This window comes from Achromobacter sp. 1011791174 (assembly GCF_059760925.1).
In genome coordinates this window covers 1-19,796 of record NZ_JCBANH010000083.1, presented here as the reverse complement: position 1 = coordinate 19,796, position 19,796 = coordinate 1, and the positions used below count along the sequence as shown (strand labels likewise).

The 19,796-nt window shown below is 69.4% G+C and carries 22 protein-coding genes; 12 read left to right on the top strand and 10 right to left on the bottom strand.

Translation table 11 applies throughout. The features are described 5' to 3' along the window. Positions 1 to 50: 50 nt before the first annotated feature. Together AC6LJ5_RS23275 and AC6LJ5_RS23270 are read right to left on the bottom strand one after the other, a co-directional pair. Positions 51 to 1,010, bottom strand: a complete 960-nt coding sequence (locus AC6LJ5_RS23275; RefSeq protein WP_498141742.1) for a Bug family tripartite tricarboxylate transporter substrate binding protein — start codon at positions 1,008 to 1,010, stop codon at positions 51 to 53. Between the two features lie 150 nt (positions 1,011 to 1,160). After that, positions 1,161 to 1,400: a hypothetical protein gene (locus AC6LJ5_RS23270; RefSeq protein WP_498141741.1), complete on the bottom strand. Its 240-nt coding sequence runs from the start codon at positions 1,398 to 1,400 to the stop codon at positions 1,161 to 1,163. A gap of 184 nt (positions 1,401 to 1,584) precedes the next feature. On the opposite strand from AC6LJ5_RS23270, the gene AC6LJ5_RS23265 reads away from it, so the two are divergent. The 10 genes from AC6LJ5_RS23265 to AC6LJ5_RS23220 all read left to right on the top strand — a co-directional run bounded on the left by AC6LJ5_RS23265 (position 1,585) and on the right by AC6LJ5_RS23220 (position 11,241). Next, the gene (locus AC6LJ5_RS23265; protein ID WP_498141740.1) at positions 1,585 to 2,709 is read left to right on the top strand and encodes a cupin domain-containing protein; all 1,125 of its coding nucleotides are present in this window, start codon (positions 1,585 to 1,587) and stop codon (positions 2,707 to 2,709) included. Between the two features lie 85 nt (positions 2,710 to 2,794). After that, positions 2,795 to 3,706, top strand: a complete 912-nt coding sequence (locus tag AC6LJ5_RS23260; RefSeq protein WP_103272193.1) for a fumarylacetoacetate hydrolase family protein — start codon at positions 2,795 to 2,797, stop codon at positions 3,704 to 3,706. A gap of 71 nt (positions 3,707 to 3,777) precedes the next feature. Next, positions 3,778 to 4,944, top strand: coding sequence for an ABC transporter substrate-binding protein (locus tag AC6LJ5_RS23255; RefSeq protein ID WP_103272194.1), 1,167 nt, complete (start codon positions 3,778 to 3,780; stop codon positions 4,942 to 4,944). Then, positions 4,941 to 5,855, top strand: coding sequence for a branched-chain amino acid ABC transporter permease (locus tag AC6LJ5_RS23250; protein ID WP_103272195.1), 915 nt, complete (start codon positions 4,941 to 4,943; stop codon positions 5,853 to 5,855). Before AC6LJ5_RS23255 ends, AC6LJ5_RS23250 begins: the two co-directional genes overlap by 4 nt. 2 nt (positions 5,856 to 5,857) lie before the next feature. Further along, the gene (locus AC6LJ5_RS23245) at positions 5,858 to 6,838 is read left to right on the top strand and encodes a branched-chain amino acid ABC transporter permease (protein ID WP_498141739.1); all 981 of its coding nucleotides are present in this window, start codon (positions 5,858 to 5,860) and stop codon (positions 6,836 to 6,838) included. Continuing rightward, entirely contained in the window at positions 6,828 to 7,748 is a 921-nt protein-coding gene (locus AC6LJ5_RS23240; protein ID WP_392410885.1) for an ABC transporter ATP-binding protein, read from the top strand. Before AC6LJ5_RS23245 ends, AC6LJ5_RS23240 begins: the two co-directional genes overlap by 11 nt. Next, positions 7,735 to 8,427 (top strand): ABC transporter ATP-binding protein, encoded by a 693-nt coding sequence (locus AC6LJ5_RS23235; RefSeq protein WP_103272197.1) that lies wholly within the window; start codon positions 7,735 to 7,737, stop codon positions 8,425 to 8,427. Before AC6LJ5_RS23240 ends, AC6LJ5_RS23235 begins: the two co-directional genes overlap by 14 nt. A gap of 14 nt (positions 8,428 to 8,441) precedes the next feature. Next, the gene (locus tag AC6LJ5_RS23230; RefSeq protein WP_392410886.1) at positions 8,442 to 9,485 is read left to right on the top strand and encodes a carbon-nitrogen hydrolase family protein; all 1,044 of its coding nucleotides are present in this window, start codon (positions 8,442 to 8,444) and stop codon (positions 9,483 to 9,485) included. A 123-nt stretch (positions 9,486 to 9,608) separates the two neighbouring features. Next, positions 9,609 to 10,370, top strand: coding sequence for a GntR family transcriptional regulator (locus AC6LJ5_RS23225; protein WP_103272199.1), 762 nt, complete (start codon positions 9,609 to 9,611; stop codon positions 10,368 to 10,370). Further along, positions 10,363 to 11,241, top strand: coding sequence for an alpha/beta hydrolase (locus AC6LJ5_RS23220; protein WP_498141738.1), 879 nt, complete (start codon positions 10,363 to 10,365; stop codon positions 11,239 to 11,241). Before AC6LJ5_RS23225 ends, AC6LJ5_RS23220 begins: the two co-directional genes overlap by 8 nt. A 39-nt stretch (positions 11,242 to 11,280) precedes the next feature. Here AC6LJ5_RS23220 and AC6LJ5_RS23215 read toward each other — a convergent pair whose 3' ends face one another. The 4 genes from AC6LJ5_RS23215 to AC6LJ5_RS23200 form a co-directional block, all read right to left on the bottom strand. Further along, complete coding sequence (locus AC6LJ5_RS23215) at positions 11,281 to 11,562, bottom strand: HigA family addiction module antitoxin (protein WP_498141746.1); 282 nt, start codon at positions 11,560 to 11,562, stop codon at positions 11,281 to 11,283. A 252-nt stretch (positions 11,563 to 11,814) separates the two neighbouring features. Next, the gene (locus AC6LJ5_RS23210; protein ID WP_392410889.1) at positions 11,815 to 12,336 is read right to left on the bottom strand and encodes a lipocalin family protein; all 522 of its coding nucleotides are present in this window, start codon (positions 12,334 to 12,336) and stop codon (positions 11,815 to 11,817) included. Between the two features lie 82 nt (positions 12,337 to 12,418). Then, a complete protein-coding gene (gene gshA, locus AC6LJ5_RS23205; RefSeq protein ID WP_498141737.1) occupies positions 12,419 to 13,990 on the bottom strand; it encodes a glutamate--cysteine ligase in 1,572 nt (523 codons plus the stop codon). 32 nt (positions 13,991 to 14,022) lie between these two features. Continuing rightward, positions 14,023 to 14,916 (bottom strand): alpha/beta hydrolase, encoded by an 894-nt coding sequence (locus AC6LJ5_RS23200; protein ID WP_392410890.1) that lies wholly within the window; start codon positions 14,914 to 14,916, stop codon positions 14,023 to 14,025. Between the two features lie 60 nt (positions 14,917 to 14,976). On the opposite strand from AC6LJ5_RS23200, the gene AC6LJ5_RS23195 reads away from it, so the two are divergent. After that, a complete protein-coding gene (locus AC6LJ5_RS23195; protein WP_392410891.1) occupies positions 14,977 to 15,519 on the top strand; it encodes a hypothetical protein in 543 nt (180 codons plus the stop codon). Here the strand turns inward: AC6LJ5_RS23195 and AC6LJ5_RS23190 are convergent. Then, on the bottom strand, positions 15,503 to 15,817 hold the full coding sequence (locus tag AC6LJ5_RS23190; RefSeq protein ID WP_103272205.1) for a helix-turn-helix domain-containing protein: 315 nt from the start codon (positions 15,815 to 15,817) through the stop codon (positions 15,503 to 15,505). The genes AC6LJ5_RS23195 and AC6LJ5_RS23190 overlap by 17 nt on opposite strands. Before the next feature lie 124 nt (positions 15,818 to 15,941). Here AC6LJ5_RS23190 and AC6LJ5_RS23185 point away from each other — a divergent pair, with 124 nt between their 5' ends. Continuing rightward, positions 15,942 to 16,838: an AEC family transporter gene (locus tag AC6LJ5_RS23185; RefSeq protein WP_498141736.1), complete on the top strand. Its 897-nt coding sequence runs from the start codon at positions 15,942 to 15,944 to the stop codon at positions 16,836 to 16,838. Between the two features lie 37 nt (positions 16,839 to 16,875). On the opposite strand, the gene AC6LJ5_RS23180 is transcribed toward AC6LJ5_RS23185, so the two are convergent. From AC6LJ5_RS23180 to AC6LJ5_RS23170, 3 genes are read right to left on the bottom strand one after another with little or no spacing between them, the layout of a single operon-like run. Further along, positions 16,876 to 17,883, bottom strand: a complete 1,008-nt coding sequence (locus AC6LJ5_RS23180) for an Ldh family oxidoreductase (protein ID WP_392410894.1) — start codon at positions 17,881 to 17,883, stop codon at positions 16,876 to 16,878. Between the two features lie 32 nt (positions 17,884 to 17,915). After that, positions 17,916 to 18,647 (bottom strand): NAD(P)-dependent oxidoreductase, encoded by a 732-nt coding sequence (locus AC6LJ5_RS23175; RefSeq protein ID WP_498141735.1) that lies wholly within the window; start codon positions 18,645 to 18,647, stop codon positions 17,916 to 17,918. A gap of 18 nt (positions 18,648 to 18,665) precedes the next feature. Continuing rightward, the gene (locus AC6LJ5_RS23170; RefSeq protein WP_498141734.1) at positions 18,666 to 19,682 is read right to left on the bottom strand and encodes a Bug family tripartite tricarboxylate transporter substrate binding protein; all 1,017 of its coding nucleotides are present in this window, start codon (positions 19,680 to 19,682) and stop codon (positions 18,666 to 18,668) included. Positions 19,683 to 19,796 lie beyond the last annotated feature (114 nt).

The window sequence follows — 19,796 nt, the reverse complement described above, 5'->3', positions numbered from 1 at the left end:
CCGGCAGCGGCCGATTCCGGTCACTGCATGCCGACGCCGATCCCCGGCGCTCAGTCCAGCGTCGCGCCCGTGAACTTGACGATCTCGGCGTAGCGCGTGATGTCCTGCCGCACGAAGGCGTCCAGTTCCCGCGGGCTGCTGCTGACCGCGGTGGCGGCCTCGGCGTCGAGCAGGCGACGGAAATCCGGCGACGCCACGGCATGGCGCGCCGCGTCGTTGAGCGCCGCCACAACGTCGGCCGGCATGCCTGCCGGGCCGAACAGCGCGAACCAGGCATTCGATTCAAAGCCCTTGATCGTGTCGCCGATGGGCGGCACGCCGGGAAACTGCGGCAGCGGCTGCGGGCTGGTCAGGCCCAGCGCCTTGAGCGCGCCGGACTTGATATGCGGCTGTGCGTTGAGCGAACTGGCGACCATCATGTCGACCTGGCCACCGAGCAGGTCGCTGATCGCCGGCGCCGTGCCCTTGTAGGGCACATTCAGGATATCCAGCCCGGCCATCATCTTCATGCGCTCGCCGGCCATGTGCAGCGACGAGCCCAGCGCGCCGACCGCCATCGTGTACTTGCCAGGATGCGCCCGGACCTGTTCGACGAAGGCGGCCATGTCCTGGGCGGGGAAGTCCTTGCGTGTCACCAGCAGGCTGGGCACCCGGGCCAGCATGCTGATGGGTGTGAAGTCGCGGACCGGGTCGAAGGGCAGCTTGCGGTATAGCGAGGCGTTGATCGAAAAGCTCGTGAAGGTGACCAGCAGCGTGTTGCCGTCGGGCGCGCTCTTGGCGACGTAGTCGGCGGCGATGTTGCCGCCGGCGCCGGGACGGTTCTCGATCATGACGGTGCGCCGGAGCGTCTGGCTCATGTGCTGGCCGATGTTGCGGGCCACGGTGTCCGTGGTGCCGCCGGGCGGTGCGCCGACCACCAGCTTGACGGGCGGGGTCTGGGCGGCGGCGGGCAGGCCGAACGCGCAGGCGACGAGCGCGCAGCGCGACAGGAAGCGGTGAAGTCGGGCCAAGGTTTCGTCTCCGGTGGATGCCGCGACGGCAGGCGCCCACCTTACCCATGCGCGCGCGAGCGGCGCAAGCCGTAGCGGCTCATGGCTTTCCCGACCTCGGGCCGCGTCAGGCCGGACGGGCGTCGGCCCGTCCGTTCATGCGCCGCCGGCTCAATCGTCCAGCGCGGGCACGGTGCCGATCTGCGCCAGGATGCGAGGCGATCCCATGTCGCCGGTTTCCTTGTCCACCATGACCTCGTAGGCGGCCACGCCGGCGAATTTCGCCGCCATGGAATTGGCGATGCGGATCGCGCCGAACTCGCTGCTGGCGGGGCGGATCTCGCCGGGGGCGACGCCGGCGGCGCGATAGGGTACGACGATGTATTGCATGACGTGAGCGGCTTCGGACATGAGCGTCTCCAGGCGACGGGTTGCACAGGCGAGCGCAATGTATCAGGACAACTGTGATTTTGTACAGTGGTTTTTGCAGGCTGATTGTCCCCAGGAAAACCCCTAGCGCGCGATTCTTGATCAGGCGCCATCCCCGGATTTAATATTTTCGAAAATCTAAATCTTTTTATAAAAAGAGGCTGGGATGGAGACGAACAGGTACGACGCATACCGCGAAGACCGGGCAGGCCGCGCCAATGTGGCCGACTCGCCGGAGCGCGTCGCCTATTACCAGGAGCTGGCGCGGCTGGAGACCGGCGCGCTGTGGACGGTGGCGAACAAGATCGAGCCCTGGGCGCCGCGCTCGGCCTCGGTGCCGGTGGTCTGGCGCTACCAGGACCTGCGCGGCCACGTGCTGCGCTCGGCCGAGCTGGTCTCGCCCGAGGAAGCCGGCCGCCGCGTGATCTACCTGAACAATCCCGGCCGTCGCGACGTGGCCGCCGCCGTGGGCTGGCTGTACTCGGGCCTGCAGGTGATGAAGCCCGGCGAGCTGGCCTCGGCGCACGCGCACTCGCATTCGGCGCTGCGCTTCATCATGGAAGGCAGCGGCGCATACACCATCGTCGACGGCCACAAGATGACGCTGGGCGCGAACGACTTCGTGCTCACGCCCAACGGCACCTGGCACGAACACGGCGTGTCCGAGGACGGCACCACCTGCATCTGGCAGGACGGCCTGGACATCCCGCTGGTCAACGCGCTGGAAGCCGGCTTCTATGCCGTGCATCCGGACCTGAACCAGGCCGTCACGCATCCAGTCGACGACACCACCGCCACCTGGGGCGGCGTGGCGCTGCGTCCGCAGGCCTCGGGCTGGACCAAGCCCTATTCGCCGCTGTTCAAGTACGAATGGGAGCCCACCTACGAGGCGCTGCGCCGCTACGCGCGCGTCACCGCCGGCAGCCCCTATGAAGGCGTGCTGCTGGAGTACGTGAATCCCATGACCGGCGGGCCGGTGATGCCGACCATCGGCGCCAGCATGCAGCTGCTGCGGCCGGGCGAACACACCAAGGCGCACCGCCACACCGGCAGCTTCATCTACCAGGTGGCCAAGGGCAGCGGCTATTCCATCATCGAGGGCCGGCGCTACGACTGGACCGAGCGCGACATCTTCTGCGTGCCGTCCTGGGCCATGCACGAGCACGTCAACCTGTCCTCGAACGACGACGCCTGCCTGTTCTGTTTCAACGACCTGCCGGTCATGCGCGCGCTGTCGCTGTACCGCGAAGAGGCGCTCAAGGACAACGACGGTCATCAGACGCTGATCTGACGCGGTTCCAACAACGATTTTCTCTCCGACGCCCCGGCCCGCCGGGACGCCCGTATCCACTCGTCTTGAATTTTCTGGAGTTCCTATGCGCTTGGTGACTTTTCGCGCCCATCCCGCCGCCGCTGGCCGTCTTGGCGCGCTGGCCGACGGCTATGTGATCGACCTGGCCCTGCTGGGACAGGCCGGCGGCGTGGCGCTGCCCGATGACATGCTGAGCTTCATCGACCTGGGCCCGGCCGCGCTGGCGCAGGCCGCGCGCCTGCTCGAACAGTTCCGTGGCGCCTGGCCCGTGGGCGCCGCGCTGCCGCAGGAGAACGTCAAGCTGCTGGCGCCCATCCCGCGCCCGCGCAAGAACATCTTCGGCATCGGCCTGAACTATGTCGAGCACGTCGAGGAATCCAGCCGCACGCTGGATACGTCCGCCGACCTGCCCAAGCAGCCGGTGATCTTCTCCAAGCCGCCCACCACCGTGATCGGCCCGGGCGATGCGATCGAGCACAACGCCCGCATCACGCAGCAGCTGGACTGGGAAGTCGAGCTGGCCGTGATCATGGGCCGGCGCGCCGCGCGCGTGGCCGAGGCCGACGCGCTGTCCTACGTGTTCGGCTATAGCGTGATGCTGGACATGAGCGCGCGCGACTGCCGCCGCGCCGGCCAGTGGATCTATTCCAAGGGCCAGGACACCTATGCGCCGTTCGGTCCCTGCATCGTGACCGCCGACGAGATCCCGGATCCGCAGAAGCTGGACCTGTGGCTCACGGTGAACGGCGAGAAGAAGCAGGGTTCGAACACGCGCCACATGCTGTTCAAGGTGCCGTTCCTGATCTCGGACATCAGCGCCGGCATCACGCTGGAGCCGGGCGACATCATCGCCACCGGCACGCCGGAAGGCGTGGGCGCGGGCCGCAGCCCGCAGGAATGGCTGTGGCCGGGCGACGTGGTCGAGGCCGGCGTCGAGGGCATCGGCACGCTGCGCCATCCGGTCGTGGCCGTGTAAGGGCCGGCATTCCAAGCAATGAATCCGCCCGGCGCGAGACGCCGGGCCATGCAGTCTCCAAGGGGAAAAACATGAACTGCAAAATGATCCTGGGATGCCTAGCGCTGGCCGCGGGCGCGTCGGCGCAGGCGGCCGGTCCGGTGAAGATCGGCTTCATCGCCACGCTGTCCACGCCGGCCGGCTACATCGGCGAGGACGAGCGCGACGCCTTCAACCTGGCCATCCAGCAGGGCGGCGGCAAGCTGGGCGGCGTGCCGGTCGAGCTGGTGATCGAGGACGACGGGCTCAAGCCCGCCAACGCCAAGCAGGCCGCCGACCGGCTGCTGCAATCGGGCGTCAGGCTCTACACCGGCGTGAACTTCTCGAACGTGCTGGCGGCAGTCGTGCCGGGCGTGGTGAAGTCGGGCGCGTTCTACGTCAGCCTGAACCCCGGCCCGTCGAACTTCGCCGGCGAGAAGTGCGATCCCAACTACTTCGTCGCGTCCTACCAGAACGACGCCTTCCACACCGCCGGCGGCGTGGCGGCCAATGAACTGGGCTACAAGCGCGTGGTGCTGCTCGCGCCGAACTACCAGGCCGGCCGCGACGCCATCGAGGGCTTCAAGCGCACCTACAAGGGCGAGGTCGCGGCCGAGATCTACACCAAGCTCGACCAGTCGGACTTCTCGGTCGAGCTGGCGCGGCTGCGTTCGCTGGCGCCCGACGCGATCTACCAGTTCCATCCCGGCGGCACCGGCATCAACTTCGTCAAGCAGTACGCGGCGGCCGGGCTGAACAAGACCATCCCCATGCTGATGCCCAGCTTCTCGATGGATGCCCGCATGATCCAGGCCACCGGCGACGCCTCGCTGGGCGCCTACACCACCGGCATCTGGTCGATGGACTTCGACAATCCGCAGTCCAAGGCCTTCGTGGAAGCGTTCAAGAAGGCCTATGGCCGCGCGCCCACCGACTACGCCATGCAGGCCTACGACACGGCCCAGCTGATCGGCGCGGGCCTGAAGGCCACCGGCGGCGACCTGTCCAAGGCGGCCGAATTCCGCGCCGCGCTGCGCAAGCCCGAGTTCGCCTCGCTGCGCGGCAAGTTCAGCATGAACGTCAACCAGCACCCGATCCAGGACCTGTACCTGATGCGCGTCGAGAAGGGCGCCGACGGCAGCCTGTCGCCGCGCCTGGTCCGCAAGCTGGTGTCCGATGACAAGGACGCCTACGCCCAACTCTGCAAGATGCCGTCATGACGCTATTGTTCGAGCAGTTGCTCAACGGGCTGCAGTTCGGCGCCATGCTGTTCATGCTGGCGGCCGGACTGACCCTGATCTTCGGGATCATGGGCGTGGTCAACCTGACCCACGGCTCGTTCTACATGGTGGGCGCGTACTGCGCCGCCTACGCCATCGGCACCACCGGCTCGTTCCTCGCGGGCGTACTGGCGGCGCTGCTGGGGGCGGGGCTGTACGGCCTGACGGTCGAGATCCTGGTGATACGCCGGCTCTACAAGCGCGATCACCTGTACCAGGTGCTGGCCACCTTCGGCCTGCTGCTGTTCAGCAACGAGGCGGTCAGCCTGATCTTCGGCCGCCGTCCGCCGCTGGTCGGCATCCCGTCCTTCCTGGAAGGCGCGGCGACGCTGGCGCCGGGCTTCCAGTACCCGATCATCCGGCTGGCCTTCATCGCCATCGGCGCGGCCGTGGCGCTGGGCCTGTGGTGGCTGGTCAACCGCACCCGCGTCGGCATGCTGATCCGCGCCGGCGCCGACGACCGCGAGATGGTCGACGCGCTGGGCATGGATATCAAGAAACTCTACACCCTGGTGTTCGGCCTGGGCGCGCTGCTGTGCGGCCTGGCGGGCGTGATGGCCGCGCCGCTGCTGGCCGTCGAGATCGGCATGGGCGAGCGCATCCTGATCACCACCTTCGTGGTCATCGTGATCGGCGGCGTGGGCTCGGTGCGCGGGGCGCTGGCCGGCGCGCTGCTGGTGGGCATGGTGGACAGCCTGGGGCGCGCCTTTCTGCCGCAGCTGCTGGGCGCGGTGTTCTCGCCGGCCACCGCCGATCCGCTGGCCGCGGGCCTGGCCTCGGCCAGCATTTACGTACTGATGGCGATCGTGCTGATCGCCAAGCCGGGCGGGTTGTTCCCGGCGCGAGGATGAGCATGGGCATGACACTTTCCAATCGCGGCCGCTGGGGCCTGGCGGGGCTAGCCCTGCTGATCCTGCTGCCGGCCGCGGCGGCGGCATCGGGCTCGCCGTTCCTGATCGGCGTGGTGACGCGCTTCCTGATCTATGGCCTGGCAGCCGTCAGCCTGGACCTGGTCATCGGCTATGGCGCCATGGTGAGCTTCGGCCACGCCATGTTCTTCGGCCTGGGCGGCTATGCCGTGGGCATCATCGCCTTCCACACGTCCGAGGCCGGACCCATCTTCGGCTGGGCCGGCAGCAACGCGGCGCTGGTGGTCTGGCCGATCGCGCTGGCGGTGTGCGCGCTGGCCGGCTGGGTCTTCGGCTACCTGGCGCTGCGCACGCGCGGCGTGCAGTTCATCATGATCACGCTGGCGTTCGGGCAGATGGTGTACTTCATCCTGGTGTCGCTGCAGTTCTACGGCGGCGACGACGGGCTGATGATCTCGGCGCGCAACACGCTGCCGGGCATCAACCTGGAAAGCCCGCTGGTTTTCTACTACGTGTGCCTGGCGCTGCTGACGGTCTGGACGCTCCTGTGCATGCGCATCACCAGCTCGCGCTTCGGCATGGTGCTGCAGGCGCTGCGCCAGAGCGAGCGGCGCGCGCTGAATCTGGGCGTGGCGCCCACGCCGTACCGTCTGGGGGCCTTCGTGCTGTCGGCGGTGGGCACCGGCCTGGCCGGCGTGCTGTGGGCCAACTATGCCGGCCTGGTGACGCCGGACATGGCCGCCTGGACCAAGTCGGGCGAGCTGATGGCCATCGTGATCCTGGGCGGCGTGGGCACGCTGCTGGGGCCGATCGCCGGCGCCGCCGTGTTCCTGGGGCTGGAGCAGGTGCTGACATCGCTGACCGAGCACTGGCTGCTGTACATGGGGCCGATCCTGGTGCTGGTGGTGCTGTGCGGCCAAAAGGGCTTGTTCGGCAGCCTCTTGGAGACGCGCCATGCTGATTAAGCCCACCCCCGAAGCGCTGCGCGCTTCCCCCTCAAGGGGGCGCCTCGGCGGACCGGCGGAGCCGGATCCGCGCGGCCCCGGTAGAAACAGTCGCGATGGCGACGCTGCTGCTCATGGTGAGGCCGGCGCGCTGCTGCGCCTGTCCGGCCTGCGCAAGGCCTTCGACGCGGTGGTGGCCACCAACGGCGTGGACCTGGACGTGCGCGCCGGCGAGATCCACGCCATCATCGGCCCGAACGGCGCAGGCAAGTCCACGCTGATCGCGCAGATCTGCGGCGAGATCCGGCCCGATTCCGGCTCCATCCACCTGGACGGCCGCGACGTGACGGCGCTGCGCGCCTTCGAGCGGGCGCGGCTGGGTCTGGGCCGCTCGTTCCAGATCACCGAGCTGTGCCAGGAATACACGGCGCTGGAGAACGTGATCCTGTCCTGCATGCTCAAGACCGGCCGGGCCTTTCAGCTCTGGTCCGACCCGCGCCGCGACGCCGGGCTCAAGGAGCAGGCGCTGGGCTGGCTGGAGCACGTGGGCCTGCGCGACCGCCGCCATGTGCGCACCGCCGACCTGGCGCATGGCGAGAAGCGCCAGCTGGAGCTGGCCGTGGCGCTGGCCCGCTCGCCGCGATTGCTGCTGCTGGACGAGCCCATGGCCGGCATGGGGCCGGAGGAATCGGCCCGCATGACCCGGCTGCTGCAAGGCATGAAGGGGCAGTACGGCATCCTGCTGGTCGAGCACGACATGGACGCCGTGTTCGCGCTGGCCGACCGCATCAGCGTGCTGGTGTACGGCAAGGTGGTGTTCAGCGGGCCGCCCGACGCGGTGCGCCGCCATCCGGAGGTGCGCGCCGCCTACCTGGGCGAGGAAAGCGCCGGCGAGGCGCGGGCTTTGGGAGAAGCGCATGTTGAAGGTTGAGGAGCTGACCGGCGGGTACGGGTCCAGCAAGGTGCTGTTCGGCATGGCCTTCGAGGCCAGCGAGGGCGAAGTCATCTCGCTGATCGGCCGCAATGGCATGGGCAAGACCACCACCGTCAAGACGCTGATGGGCATGCTGCCCGCCACCGGCGGCAGCGTGACCTTCCGTGGCCGCGTGCTGGGCCGCTCGGCGCCCAGCGCGGTGGCGCGCCTGGGCGTGGGCCTGGTGCCCGAGGGGCGGCGCGTGTTCGGTTCGCTGAGCGTGCGCGAGAACCTGGTGGCCACGGCGCGGCCCGCGTCCGGCGGTTGGTCGCTGGAGCGCGTGTATGAACTGTTTCCCAGGCTGAAGGAACGCAGCGGCCAGTCCTCGCGCACGCTGTCCGGCGGCGAGCAGCAGATGCTGGTGGTCGGCCGCGCGCTGATGACCAATCCCAAGCTGCTGATCCTGGACGAGGCCACCGAAGGCCTGGCGCCGCTGATCCGCCAGGAAATCTGGCGTTGCCTGCGCGCATTGAAGGCCGAGGGCCAGACCATCCTGGTGATCGACAAGAACCTGCCGGAAATGGCCACCCTGGTCGACCGGCATTACATCGTGGACAAGGGGCGCGTAGCCTGGTCCGGCAAACCCGCCGAGCTGTCGGCGCAGCCGGAACTGGCGCAGCGCTACCTGGGCATCTGAACGGAGACGAACGCATGTTGAACCTGCCTGTATTCAAGGCCGCCGCGGTCCAGGCCGCGCCGGTATTCCTGGACACCGACGCCACCGTCGACAAGGCCTGCGCGTTGATATCCGAGGCCGCCGGCAACGGCGCCAAGCTGGTCGCGTTCCCGGAGGTCTACATCTCGGCCTATCCGTACTGGAGCTGGGTGATGAACCCGGTCGAGGCCAGCCCCTGGTTCGAGAAGCTGTGCCGCAGCGCCATCGAACTGCCCGGCCCGGAAATCCGCCGCATCGCCCAGGCCGCGCGCCAGCATCGCGTCCACGTAGTGATGGGCGTGAACGAGCGCAGCCGCCATGGCGTCAGCACCATCTACAACACCATGGTGTTCATCAGCGACGAAGGCCGCATCCTGGGCCGGCATCGCAAGCTGGTGCCGACCTGGGCCGAGAAGCTGACCTGGGCGCACGGCGACGGCGAGTCGCTGCGCGTGTACGACACCCCGGTCGGCAAGCTGGGCGGCCTGGCCTGCGGCGAGAACACCAACACCCTGGCGCGCTTCTCGCTGCTGGCGCAGGGCGAGATGGTGCACGTGGCCAGCTACATCTCGCTGCCGGTGGCGCCGCCCGACTACGACATGGCCGAGGCGATCCGGCTGCGGGCCTCGGCCCACAGCTTCGAGGGCAAGGTGTTCACCGTGGTGTCCTGCTCCACGATCTCGAAAGAGATTCAGGATGCCATCGGCGCCAGCCACCCGCAGGCCCGCGAGACGCTGGCCCGCCGCAACAGCGCGTTCTCCGGCATCATCGGGCCGGACGGCCGTGTCATCGGCGAACCGCTGATCGATGATGAAGGCATTGTCTATGCCGACATCGACCTGTCGCGTTGCATCCAGCCGAGGCAGATGCACGACATCGTGGGCCACTACAACCGCTTCGACGTGTTCGACCTGCGGGTGAACCGCCGGCCGTTGCGGGCCGCCCGCTTTGACGACGGACAGGAGCCGGACCTGAACGAGGGGCTGGACGAGGGGTTGGACGAGGGCAAGACGCCGGCCGAGGCCAGGGCGCGCGGGTAGAATGAGCCGCCCGCGCGTCGCCGCGCCGCAGCGGCCGCAATCAGCCAGCCGCGCACGCCGCGCGGCCGGCTCGCCGGCGCGCCCGCGCCGCGCGCGGACCAAGCCGCCTGTCTGGAGAGCATCTTGAGACCAAGAATCAAAGCGTCCCGCCTGGACGAGCCCGGGTCGGACGGAAGCCCCGAAATAGAAGAAATCACGCTGTCCGAGCAGGTCTACCGGCTGCTGCGGCGGGACATCATGAGCGGCGCCTTCGCGCCGGGCCAGTCGCTGCGCCTGGAGCTGCTCAAGCAGCGCTACGGCAGCAGCTTCTCGCCCATCCGCGAGGCGCTCAACCGCCTGCGCAGCGAGCGCATGGTGGTCAGCACCACCTCGCGCGGTTTTCGCATCGCGCCGCTGTCGGTCGAGGAAATGTGGGACGCCTGCGAAACCCGCATCCTGATCGATTGCGAGGCGCTGCGGCGTTCATTGGGCAACGCCGACGACGCCTGGGAGGCGCGGCTGGTGGGCGCCTATCACGCGCTGACGCTGGCCGCGCAGCGAGCCGGCGAGGCCGTCCCGCCGGACCAGGAACTGGAAGAGCTGCTGGAAGCGCGCCACCTGGATTTCCACCACGCGCTGATCGGGGCCTGCCGCTCGCACTGGCTGCTGGATCTGTCCACGCAGCTGTATGCGCAGACCGAGCGCTACCGCCGTCCGGCGCGCGCCGGCGCGACCGCCTACGGGCCGGAGCGCAATGTCGACGACGAGCACCGCCAGCTGCTGGACGCGGCGCTGTCGCGCGACGCCGACAAGTCGGCGGCCATGCTGGCCGCGCATTACCGCAAGACCGCGCAGTTCATCGAACACATCATCTCGACCCAGGACAGGCAGGCCCTTCATGCGTGACGTCACTCCCGATCTTTTCTTCGCCTCGATCGCCGAGCGCGAGGTGCAGTACAACGCGCGCGCCTCGGTCGCGGATTTCGACGCCTGCGTGCGCCGCTACGCGGAATCGGCGGCGCGCGTGCGCACGCGCCGGCCGGCCGTGCTGAACCTGCGGTACGGCATGGGCCAGGACGAAAGGCTGGACCTGTTCCTGCCGGCCGCCGCGCAGGCTTCGGCGCCGCTGTTCGTGTTCATCCATGGCGGCTACTGGCGCTCGCAGCGCAAGGAAGACGCGCCCGTCATGGCCGAGGCGTTCAACGCGGCCGGCGCCGCCGTGGCCACGCTGGAGTACACGCTGCTGCCCGAAGCCACGCTGCCCGAGGTGGTGCGCGAGGTCCGCTCCGCCGTGGCCTGGCTGTACCGCAACGCCGCCGCCTATGGCGTGGATCCCGCGCGCATCTACGTCAGCGGCAGCTCGGCCGGCGGCCATCTGGCGGGCATGCTGGCCGCGCCGGACTGGCAGGCGCGCTACGGCGTGCCGGACGACGTGATCAAGGGCACGCTGGCCCTGAGCGGCCTGTTCGACCTGCGCCCGCTGTGCGACATCAGCGTCAACGACTGGCTGCGCCTGACGCCCGAGCAGGCCAGGCTGCAAAGCCCGATCTTTCACCTGCCCGCGCAGGCCGGTCCCATGCTGCTGGCCGTGGGCGGCCTGGAGACGCAGGGTTTCAAGAATCAGACCGATGCCTATGAGGCCGCCTGGCGCGCCGCCGGCCTGCAGTCCACGCGCATCGCCACGCCGCAGTGCAATCACTTCGATCTGGTCAATGAGCTGGAGGATCCGGACAGCGATCTGACGCGGGCGACCTTGGTGATGATGGGGCTGCGGTGAGCGCCAGTCCCGAAGCGTTGCGCGTCTTCCTGCGAAATATCAGTCCGTGGCCGCCAATGACCGTACCGGCGGCTGCTCATGCTGTTGCGCCTGCCACAAGTCGTAGTTGGCCTGCATCGCCAGCCAGGCCCGTGCGGTGCTGGCGCCGGCCTGCTCCAGCCGGACGGCCAGGTCTGGGCTGATGCCCGCCTTGCCGTTGAGCACCCGCGACAGCGCCACGCGCGACATGGCCAGCCGGCTGGCGGCTTCGGTGACGGACAGGCCCAATGCCTCGATGACGTTCTCCCGGAGGATTTCGCCTGGGTGCGGGGGATTGTGCATCATGCCCGGAAGCTTGGCGCGAAGCGTCTGGGGGCATGGGCTGCGTGGGAGCCGCGTGCCGGGCTTGCGCGACGAGGCGCGCGTTGAGCGCTTGCGATTGAGGACAGGGGTCATGGGCGGGCGTATCTTGCATGAGATAGGCCGCACCATAGTCCGCGCCTGGCGCGTCGGCAATCTGCGGTTTACCGAGGGGCCAGGATGGGTTGGGTCCGGGCCGCGCTCAGAAAATGATGGCTGGGGGAGACGCGAACGCTACTTCTGCGGCGTATACCGCAGCTCATCCAGCTGATAGCCCTGCGCCTTGGCGGCGGCCAGCGCGCGGTCCAGCTCTTCCTGCGGCAGCTGGGGCGAGCGCGACAGGATCCACAGATACTTGCGGTCGGGCGTGCCGACCACGGCCCAGCGGTATTCCGGGTCCAGGCCGATGATCCAGTAGTCGCCCTTGAAGGGGGGCAGGAACGTGACTTCCAGCTTGGCGTTGTTGCTGCCTTCGACCACGGTGGCCGTGCCGGACGCGGAATCGACCTCGCCGTCCTTGTTGCGGCAGCGGTTGTTCACGCCCACGCTGCCGTCCGGATGCAGCGTGTATTCGGCCGTGGTGTCGCCCACGCAGTCGCGCTGGAACACCATGGGGAAGTTGGCGATTTCGTACCACATGCCGGCGTAGCGTTTCAGGTCCACCGACTCCACGGTTTGCATGGGCGGCGGGGCGGCGTGGGCGACGCTGGCCATGCTGGCGGCCAGGGCCAGCAGGGCGGTTGCGATGCGGCGCATGAGTAAGACCTCCTGGTGTGACGAACGACCGGCCCGCCGGCGGGCATCGCCGCGCCTCGGACCAAAACCCTAACGATACGCCTTATTTGCGCGGCGCCTTGAGCGCGGCGTGGTAACGGGCGACATAGGTGTCGAAATCCTCCGTGTCGGCCTGCTCGATGCGGATCTGCTCGGCGGCCGAGTCGCGCGCGGCCTGCTCATAGGCGGCGGCCGTCGCGGCGGGCAGCGGCTGCGCGCGCAGCGTCTCGGCGTGCTTGCGGCTCAGGTCCAGCGAGTAGTCGTGGAACGAGACGCCGCCGTCGACCAGCTCGCGCAGCAGGCGCGCCGAGGGCGTGGCATCGGGATCGCCGCGCGGGGCGCGCGGGGCGGCCAGCGCGCGGGCGTAGGCGTCGCCGCCCAGCGCCGAGTCATACAGGGCGGCGTAGGGCGCGATGCGGTCCAGCAGTTCGTTGCCCCATTGCGCCAGGCTCACGGGCTGGCCTTCGCGGTCCAGTTGCAGGCCGGGCTTGCGGCCTTCCTTGACGACGGTGGAGAAGTTGTCGGCGCTGCGCTGGCAATAACCGCTGGCGGGGAAGTAGGGGCTGTCGGATGCGGCGCAGAACAGCAGGAAGGCATCGACGAAGCGGCCGGTCTCGGCCTGGATGCCGACCGGCGCGTAGGGGTCGATGTCCAGGCAGCGCACTTCCACGTACTGCACGCCGCGCTCGGCCAGCGCGGTGATCGGGCGCTCGCAGCGGCCGGTGGCGCGCTTGGGGCGGATGCTCGAGTAGTACTCGTTTTCGATCTGCAGCACGTTGGTGTTGAGCTGGATCCACTGGCCGTCGCGGTGGGTGCCGATCTTCTGGTAATCGGGCCAGGGCTGGGTGACGGCATCGAACAGGCGGCCCAGGAAGGTGTCCAGGTCGTTGTAGCAGAGCTTGAGCTGCGACTGGGCCTTGTTCTGGTAGCCCAGGTCGCTCATGCGCAGGCTGGTGGCGTGCGGCAGGTACAGCGTGTGGTCGCCCAGGCTTTGCAGCGGGTGTTCGTGGCCGCGCAGGAAATCACGCGCCAGCGCCGGCGCCGCGCCGAACAGGTACATCAGCAGCCAGGAATAGCGGGTGAAGTTGCGGATCAGCCCGATATAGCCGCGCGAGCGGCGGTCCTGGGTGGTGCCGGGCGCGGTGTCCAGCACGTCCCACAGCCCGTCGGCCAGCGAGTAGTTGTAATGCACGCCGGCGATGCACTGCATGGTCTTGCCATAGCGCTCGGCCAGGCCACGGCGGTAGACGTGCTTGAGCATGCCGGTATTGGAGGTGCCGTACCAGGCGATGGGGATGTCCGCCTCGCCGGGCAGCGTGGCCGGCATGGACTGGTTCCAGATCAGCTCCTGGCCCAGTACGCTGTAGACGTGGCGGTGGGTATCGCTAAGCTCACCCAGCAGCGCGTCGACGTCGCGGTGGGTGCCGGTGATCAGTTCCAGCAGCGACTCGGAGTAGTCCGTGGTGACGTGTTCGTTGGTCAGCGCCGAGCCCAGGCGGGCGGGGTGGGGCGTCAGGGCCAGCTTGCCCTGGCCGTCCACGCGCAGGCCTTCTTTCTCGATGCCCCGCAGGGTGTCCTTGAGCAGCGGCAGGTTGGCTTCCAGGCGGGCGTAGCGGTTGGCGGCGGTATCGGTCACGGAGTCTTCTCGTTCGGGTCTGTCGCCGGATTTTACGGGGTGCTGGCCTCCTCTGCCGAGGGAGTCAATACTGGGGACAGGGACAATGCCTGCGCGGTGCGCGCCAGCCATTCATCCAGGTCGGCGTAGACCGGGTCCGCGATCGGGGCGGTTTCGTTGAAGATCTCGTGCCAGGCGGTGTCGTACCAGCGCAGGGTCAGCAGCTCGGCCGGCGCGCGCTGGGCGAACTGGCGGCTGCCTTCGGCGGCCACGATGGAATCGTCGCCCGCCACCATCAGCAGGGTGCGGCAGGACAGCAGATGGGCTTCGCGCAGCGAGGCGGCGCCGCCTTCGTCGACGAAGCGCGCCAGCCGGCCCGTCATGCTGCGACGCACCAGCGGATCGCTGCGGTAGGCCTTGACCACGGCCCGGTCGTGCGAGATGCGGGCCGGCGCCAGGCCGTGCGGCACGCGCAGATCGGGCGTGTGGCGCGACATCCAGGTCAGCGTGCGTCGCACCCAGGGCGGCACGTGCACCACGAAGGGCGGCGAGCTGAGCACCAGTGCGTCCAGTTCCACCAGGCGCCGCAGCGCGATCCGCACAGCCACCAGCGCGCCCAGGCTGTGGGCCAGCAGAATGGGTGGGCGGCCCTGCGCGCGGGTCCAGGCCCGCAGCCGGTCCACGGCGTCGGTCACCAGGTCATCTTCCTGGACCAGCGTGGCGGGCCGCCCGCTGGAACGGCCATGGCCGCGGTGGTCGTGCGCGCCCACCACCCAGCCGCGCGCGGTCAGCCAGCGGGCCAGCCGGTCATAGCGGCCGGCATGCTCGCTCAGGCCATGCAGCAGGTAGATGCTGGGCGTGCCCGGGCCGTCGATCGGCGGGGGGACGTTGGGGGCGGCCGGCCAGAGATAATTGGCCAGTGGCGTGCCGTCGGGCGCGGGGGTCATCGAAATCGGCGACAATTTCTGGCTTCCTTGGTTTGAACAGGTCGTGAGGCCCTGCGGACAATGACGATTTCATCGCTGTTTCGTTTCACGTTCAAGAAAGCCGGCGCGATCGTTGCGCTGGCCGCCATCGTGGCCTGTTCGCCCAGTTACAACTGGCGCGAGCTGGACGTGGCCGATGGCCATGTGCGGGCCGCCTTTCCCGACACGGTGAAGACCGAGACCCGGGACACCCGGGTCGACACCATGACCATGCCCGTCACTATGGCCAGCGCCAAGGTCGGCGACGGCATGTTCGCCGTGGTCTCGGCGCCGCTGCCGGCGGAGATCGCCGCCAGCCCGGGCGCGAGCCGGGGGCTGGGCGTGGCGGCGATGCGGTCGCTGTACCTGAATCTGCAGGTGCAGCCGCCGCTGGAGTTTCCGCCCTATGGCCAGGACATCGAGATACGGGGCCAGAGCGGCGGCCAACCTTTCTGGATGCTGGCGCGCGTCTGGGTGACCGACACCATGCTGATCGAGGCCATCGCGGCCGGCAGCGAGAAAGGGCTGCCGCGCGAGCGCGCGCGCGAATTCCTGGATTCGGTCGTGCTCAAGAAGACGCCGTGAACGCATCCAGCAGTTTTTCCTGCAGGGCCTTGGCCACGGCGGCGCGCCGTCCGCGCACGCCCAGCCGTTCGCAGGCGTTGCGCAGGTGGAAGTTGACCGTGCTTTCGCTCAGGCCGAGGATGCGGGAGGTTTCCCAGCTGGTCTTGCCGATGGCCGCCCAGCGCAGGCATTGGGCCTGCCGAGGCGACAGCGGCAGGGCGGCGGGCCGCGAGCCTGGCGCGGCGCGGGCAGGGGTGGCAGGAGTATCGGCCGGCGCGTCGGCGGGTCGGTCGGCGGAACCGGGAAGGGATTGCGGCATGGCGTCTGGCGCCGGCGGGCGCTGGCGGGTGGATGATGCGGACCATGTTCGGCCGTCATCCCAGAAAGCCGCAAACCTTCGCGCCTGTACGTATTGCCCCCTTGATCTTTGACGGAATCGTCGCATGCCGGCCATCGTCCAGTTCTATCTCTCGGCCATCGTGCTGATGCTGCCCCTGCTGTTCTGCGTGGGCATCGGCGTCTACTGGGGCAAGCGCGACCTGCCGTTCGGCGGCTCCTTCATCACCACGCTGGTCACGTCGGTGACCACGCCCGCCCTGGTGTTCCATACCTTCGTCACCACGCGGCTGGACGATCGCGCGCTGGCCGACGTGGCGGCCGCCACGGTGCTGGCGCTGCTGCTGTGCGCGCTGGCCGGCGCGCTGCTGCTCAAAGTGCTGAAACTGCCGGTGCGCACGCTGCTGCCCACCGCCTTCCTGCCCAACGCCGGGAATCTGGGGCTGCCCATGTCGCAGCTGGCTTTCGGCGACGCGGGCCTGTCGGTGGCGGTGGCGTTCTTCGCGGTGAACTCCTTCATCATGCACACGGTGGCGGTGCGGTTGCTGCCCGGCGTGAATACGCGCGGCAGCTGGAAAAGCCCGATCCTGCTGGCCTCGCTGGCGGCGGTGGGCATGCGCGTGGCGCACGTGCCGGTGCCCGATTGGCTGATCGAGACCGCGCGCATGCTGGGCGCGGTCACCGTGCCGCTGATGCTGCTGAGCCTGGGGCACGCGCTGGCGCTGATCCCGTCAGGCGGCGTGCGCGACGGCGCCAAGGTGGCGGCCATCCGCCTGGTCACGGGGCTGGCCGCCGGACTGTTCGTGGTGTGGGCGCTGGACCTGGAGGCCGTCCTGGCCGGCGCGCTGACGCTGCAGATGGCCATGCCCTGCGCCGTGGTCAGCTACATGTACGCGCGCCGCTATACGGACCTGGGCGACACCGCCGCCGGCGCGGTGCTGGTGTCGACGGTGGTGTTCCTGCTGCTGGCGCCGTTGATGCTTTGGTTCAGTCACGGGCATTGACCGGGGTGGGTGGATCCAGCCGCCTCATTTTGTTGGATCATGATGCGCCTGCCATGGCGCGCAGCTGCGCCATCAGCGCCTCGGGCAATTCCACGCCGTGCTTGAGCGCCTCGTCGCGCAGCTTGCGGCGGCGGTCGCCGGGCAGGCGCACGTGCTCATCTTCCAGCATGACGTCAACCAGCGTCTCCACCCGTTCCAGGTAGGCATCGTTGCCGGCCAGGGCGCCGGGATCGATCGCCATGAAGGCCTGGCCCAGCCGCGCCGGGCCGCCTTCGTCGACGAAGAAGGACTCGGTCTCGAAGCCGAAGTGCGAGCCCGTCAGCGCGCAGGCCAGCAGCTCGACGATCAGCGCCAGCATGGCGCCCTTGACGCCGCCGGCGGGCAGCATGCTGCCCGCCAGGCCGGCCTTGGGATCGGTGGTGGGATTGCCGTCGGCGTCCAGCGCCCAGCCCAGCGGAATGGGCTGGTTGTCGCGCGCGGCGATCATCAGCTTGCCGCGCGCCACCTGCGACAGCGACAGGTCGATCACCAGCCGCGCGCCGCCGCGCCGGGGAAAGACGGCGGCGATGGGATTGGTGCCGAACAGTGGCCGCTTGCCGCCCCAGGCGGGCATGGCGGCGGGCGAATTGCTCAGCGCCAGGCCAACCAGGCCCAGGTCGGCCATGGCTTCCAGGTGGTAGCCGGCCTCGCCGAAGTGATGGCTGTTGGCGACGCCGATGAAGGCCACGCCGTGCTCGCGGGCGCGCAGGCCGGCCTGTTCGACGGCCAGCGCGCAGGCGGGAAAGGCCAGCCCGGAACCGGCGTCGATCAGCGCCGCGCCGCCGCGCTCGCGCACGATGCGCGGCACCGCCGAGCCGATGGCCCGGCCGGCGCGCAGGTGGCCGGCATAGAAGGGCACGCGCGACAGGCCGTGCGAGCTGAGTCCCTGGCTTTCGGCGAAGACCAGCGCGCGGGCGGTGCTGTCGGCCATGGCGGGGTTGGCGCCGGCGGCGGCCAGGCCGGCCGCCGCCAGGTGTTGCAATTCGTCCAGATAGATGTGAGCCATATCCTTCTCGTCAGTGGGCGCGCCGGAATCGTTCATCGGTCGCCGCCGGTAAGGGCTATTGTCACACCGGACGCCACCATGTCGGAAACGCGGGCGTTGGCTTCGCGTGTCAGTCCGGCGATATGGGGCGTGAGGATCAGGCCGGGCGGGGCGGTCAGCCTGCCCTGACGGATGTCGGCCAGCAGGGCGGCCAGCGGGCACGATTCCACGCCACATTCGCCCCAGGAAGGATGGCCGGCCGGCAGCGCCGCGTCGTGGCCGACGACGCGCATGCCCAGGCCGCGCGCCAGCGTCGCGACCAGGCGGCCGATGCCGCCGAAGCCCACCACGCCCAGCGTGCGGCCATGCGCCTCCAGTCCCCCGGACAGCGCGGAGCGCGGCCACTGCCCGTCGGCCACCGCCGCGCTGGCGCCATAGGCGCCGCGCAGCAGGACCAGCAGCGTGCCGATCACATACTCGGCGACGGCGCGGGCGTTGGCGCCCGTCGCCGGCACCACGGCGATGCCGCGCGCGGCGCAGGCGGTCAGGTCGATATTGTCCAGGCCCACGCCCAGCCGGCCCACCGCCCGCAGCCGGGGCGCGCTGGCGAGCAGGGCGGCGTCCACCTGGCTGCGGTTGCGCACGATGAGCGCGTCCGCTTCCGCCATGGCCTGCAGCAGTCCGTTGCGGCGGTCCACCAGCTCCGGCTCGTAGCGCACGTCGAAGCGCGCGCGCAGCGCATCGACGGCGGGGGGGTCCATGAATTCCGATATGACGATGCGCATGGCGGTGCTCCGGCGGGATCAGGCGATCTGGATGTTGGCGTCGCGGATGATGCGGGCCCAGCGCTCGACTTCCGCTTTCAGGTAGGCGCCGAAGGCCTCCGGCCCGCGCGGCTGCGGCACGAAGCCCAGTTGCGCCAGCGACTGTTGCAAGGCGGGCTGTGACATTTGCCGGACGATGGCTGCGCCGATGCGGTTCACCAAGGCCGGTGGCGTGCCGGCCGGCGCCAGCACGCCAGTGAAGTTCTCGACGATGAGGTCCGGCAGGCCGGTCTGTGCCACGGTGGGCACCTCGGGCAGGTCGGCCGTGCGCTCGCGCGTGGTGATGGCCAGCGCCCGCAGCGCGCCGCCCTTTACGTGCGGCAGTGATTCCGGGTAGTTGGAAAACACCACGTCCAGGTGCCCGCCGATCAGGTCGGTGAGCGAGGGCGCGCCGCCCTTGTAAGGCACGTGCATCAGCGCCGTGCCGGTCAGCTTCTGGTACAGCGCCAGCGTCAGGTGCGGCGGCGTGCCATTGCCGCTGGAGCCCGCCGACAGCTGTTTGGCGCGGGCCGCGCGCGCCAGGTCTTCCATGCTGCGGATGTTGCTCTTGGCATTGACCACCACCATGATGGGCGACGAGGCCAGCCCGGCCAGCGGGGTCAGGTCGCGGATCAGGTCGTAGCCGGCGCGGCCGGCGAAGAGCGTGGCGTTGGCCGCGTGCGACAGCGTGATCGCCAGCCAGGTATGGCCGTCGGGCGTGGCGTGCGATACGTGGGCCGCGCCGATGTTGGCGGCGCCACCCGGCTTGTTTTCCACCACCACGTTCCAGCGCTCGGCGTCGCCCAGCGCCTTGCCGACCTGGCGCGCGGCCACGTCCGTCAGGCCGCCCGGCGGAAAGGGCACGATGTAGTTGATGGGTCGTTCGGGCCAGGGCTTCTGCGCCAGGGCCTGCCTGCCCGGCGACAGCAGGCCGGACGCGCCGAGACCGGCCGCGCCGATGGCGGCCAGCGCGCGGCGCCGGGATGGGTTCATGGGGGGCTGCTGCTCGCGGTTCATCTGTCTTCCTCCTGGGATGCGCCCCGATGGGACGCGCGGCCCGCCTGGCGGCCTGCGCTCAGGGCTGCGGTTCTGGATGCGTGGATGTTGCGATGCTGCGTGATGCCGCCGCGC

Coding starts and splice junctions, on each gene's coding strand:
- AC6LJ5_RS23270 (WP_498141741.1), bottom strand. CDS start 1,400: ATGTCCGAAGCCGCTCACGTCATGCAATACATCGTCGTACCCTATCGC.
- AC6LJ5_RS23265 (WP_498141740.1), top strand. CDS start 1,585: ATGGAGACGAACAGGTACGACGCATACCGCGAAGACCGGGCAGGCCGC.
- AC6LJ5_RS23260 (WP_103272193.1), top strand. CDS start 2,795: ATGCGCTTGGTGACTTTTCGCGCCCATCCCGCCGCCGCTGGCCGTCTT.
- AC6LJ5_RS23255 (WP_103272194.1), top strand. CDS start 3,778: ATGAACTGCAAAATGATCCTGGGATGCCTAGCGCTGGCCGCGGGCGCG.
- AC6LJ5_RS23250 (WP_103272195.1), top strand. CDS start 4,941: ATGACGCTATTGTTCGAGCAGTTGCTCAACGGGCTGCAGTTCGGCGCC.
- AC6LJ5_RS23245 (WP_498141739.1), top strand. CDS start 5,858: ATGGGCATGACACTTTCCAATCGCGGCCGCTGGGGCCTGGCGGGGCTA.
- AC6LJ5_RS23240 (WP_392410885.1), top strand. CDS start 6,828: ATGCTGATTAAGCCCACCCCCGAAGCGCTGCGCGCTTCCCCCTCAAGG.
- AC6LJ5_RS23235 (WP_103272197.1), top strand. CDS start 7,735: ATGTTGAAGGTTGAGGAGCTGACCGGCGGGTACGGGTCCAGCAAGGTG.
- AC6LJ5_RS23230 (WP_392410886.1), top strand. CDS start 8,442: ATGTTGAACCTGCCTGTATTCAAGGCCGCCGCGGTCCAGGCCGCGCCG.
- AC6LJ5_RS23220 (WP_498141738.1), top strand. CDS start 10,363: ATGCGTGACGTCACTCCCGATCTTTTCTTCGCCTCGATCGCCGAGCGC.
- AC6LJ5_RS23215 (WP_498141746.1), bottom strand. CDS start 11,562: ATGCACAATCCCCCGCACCCAGGCGAAATCCTCCGGGAGAACGTCATC.
- AC6LJ5_RS23210 (WP_392410889.1), bottom strand. CDS start 12,336: ATGCGCCGCATCGCAACCGCCCTGCTGGCCCTGGCCGCCAGCATGGCC.
- AC6LJ5_RS23200 (WP_392410890.1), bottom strand. CDS start 14,916: ATGACCCCCGCGCCCGACGGCACGCCACTGGCCAATTATCTCTGGCCG.
- AC6LJ5_RS23195 (WP_392410891.1), top strand. CDS start 14,977: ATGACGATTTCATCGCTGTTTCGTTTCACGTTCAAGAAAGCCGGCGCG.
- AC6LJ5_RS23190 (WP_103272205.1), bottom strand. CDS start 15,817: ATGCCGCAATCCCTTCCCGGTTCCGCCGACCGACCCGCCGACGCGCCG.
- AC6LJ5_RS23185 (WP_498141736.1), top strand. CDS start 15,942: ATGCCGGCCATCGTCCAGTTCTATCTCTCGGCCATCGTGCTGATGCTG.
- AC6LJ5_RS23180 (WP_392410894.1), bottom strand. CDS start 17,883: ATGGCTCACATCTATCTGGACGAATTGCAACACCTGGCGGCGGCCGGC.
- AC6LJ5_RS23175 (WP_498141735.1), bottom strand. CDS start 18,647: ATGCGCATCGTCATATCGGAATTCATGGACCCCCCCGCCGTCGATGCG.
- AC6LJ5_RS23170 (WP_498141734.1), bottom strand. CDS start 19,682: ATGAACCGCGAGCAGCAGCCCCCCATGAACCCATCCCGGCGCCGCGCG.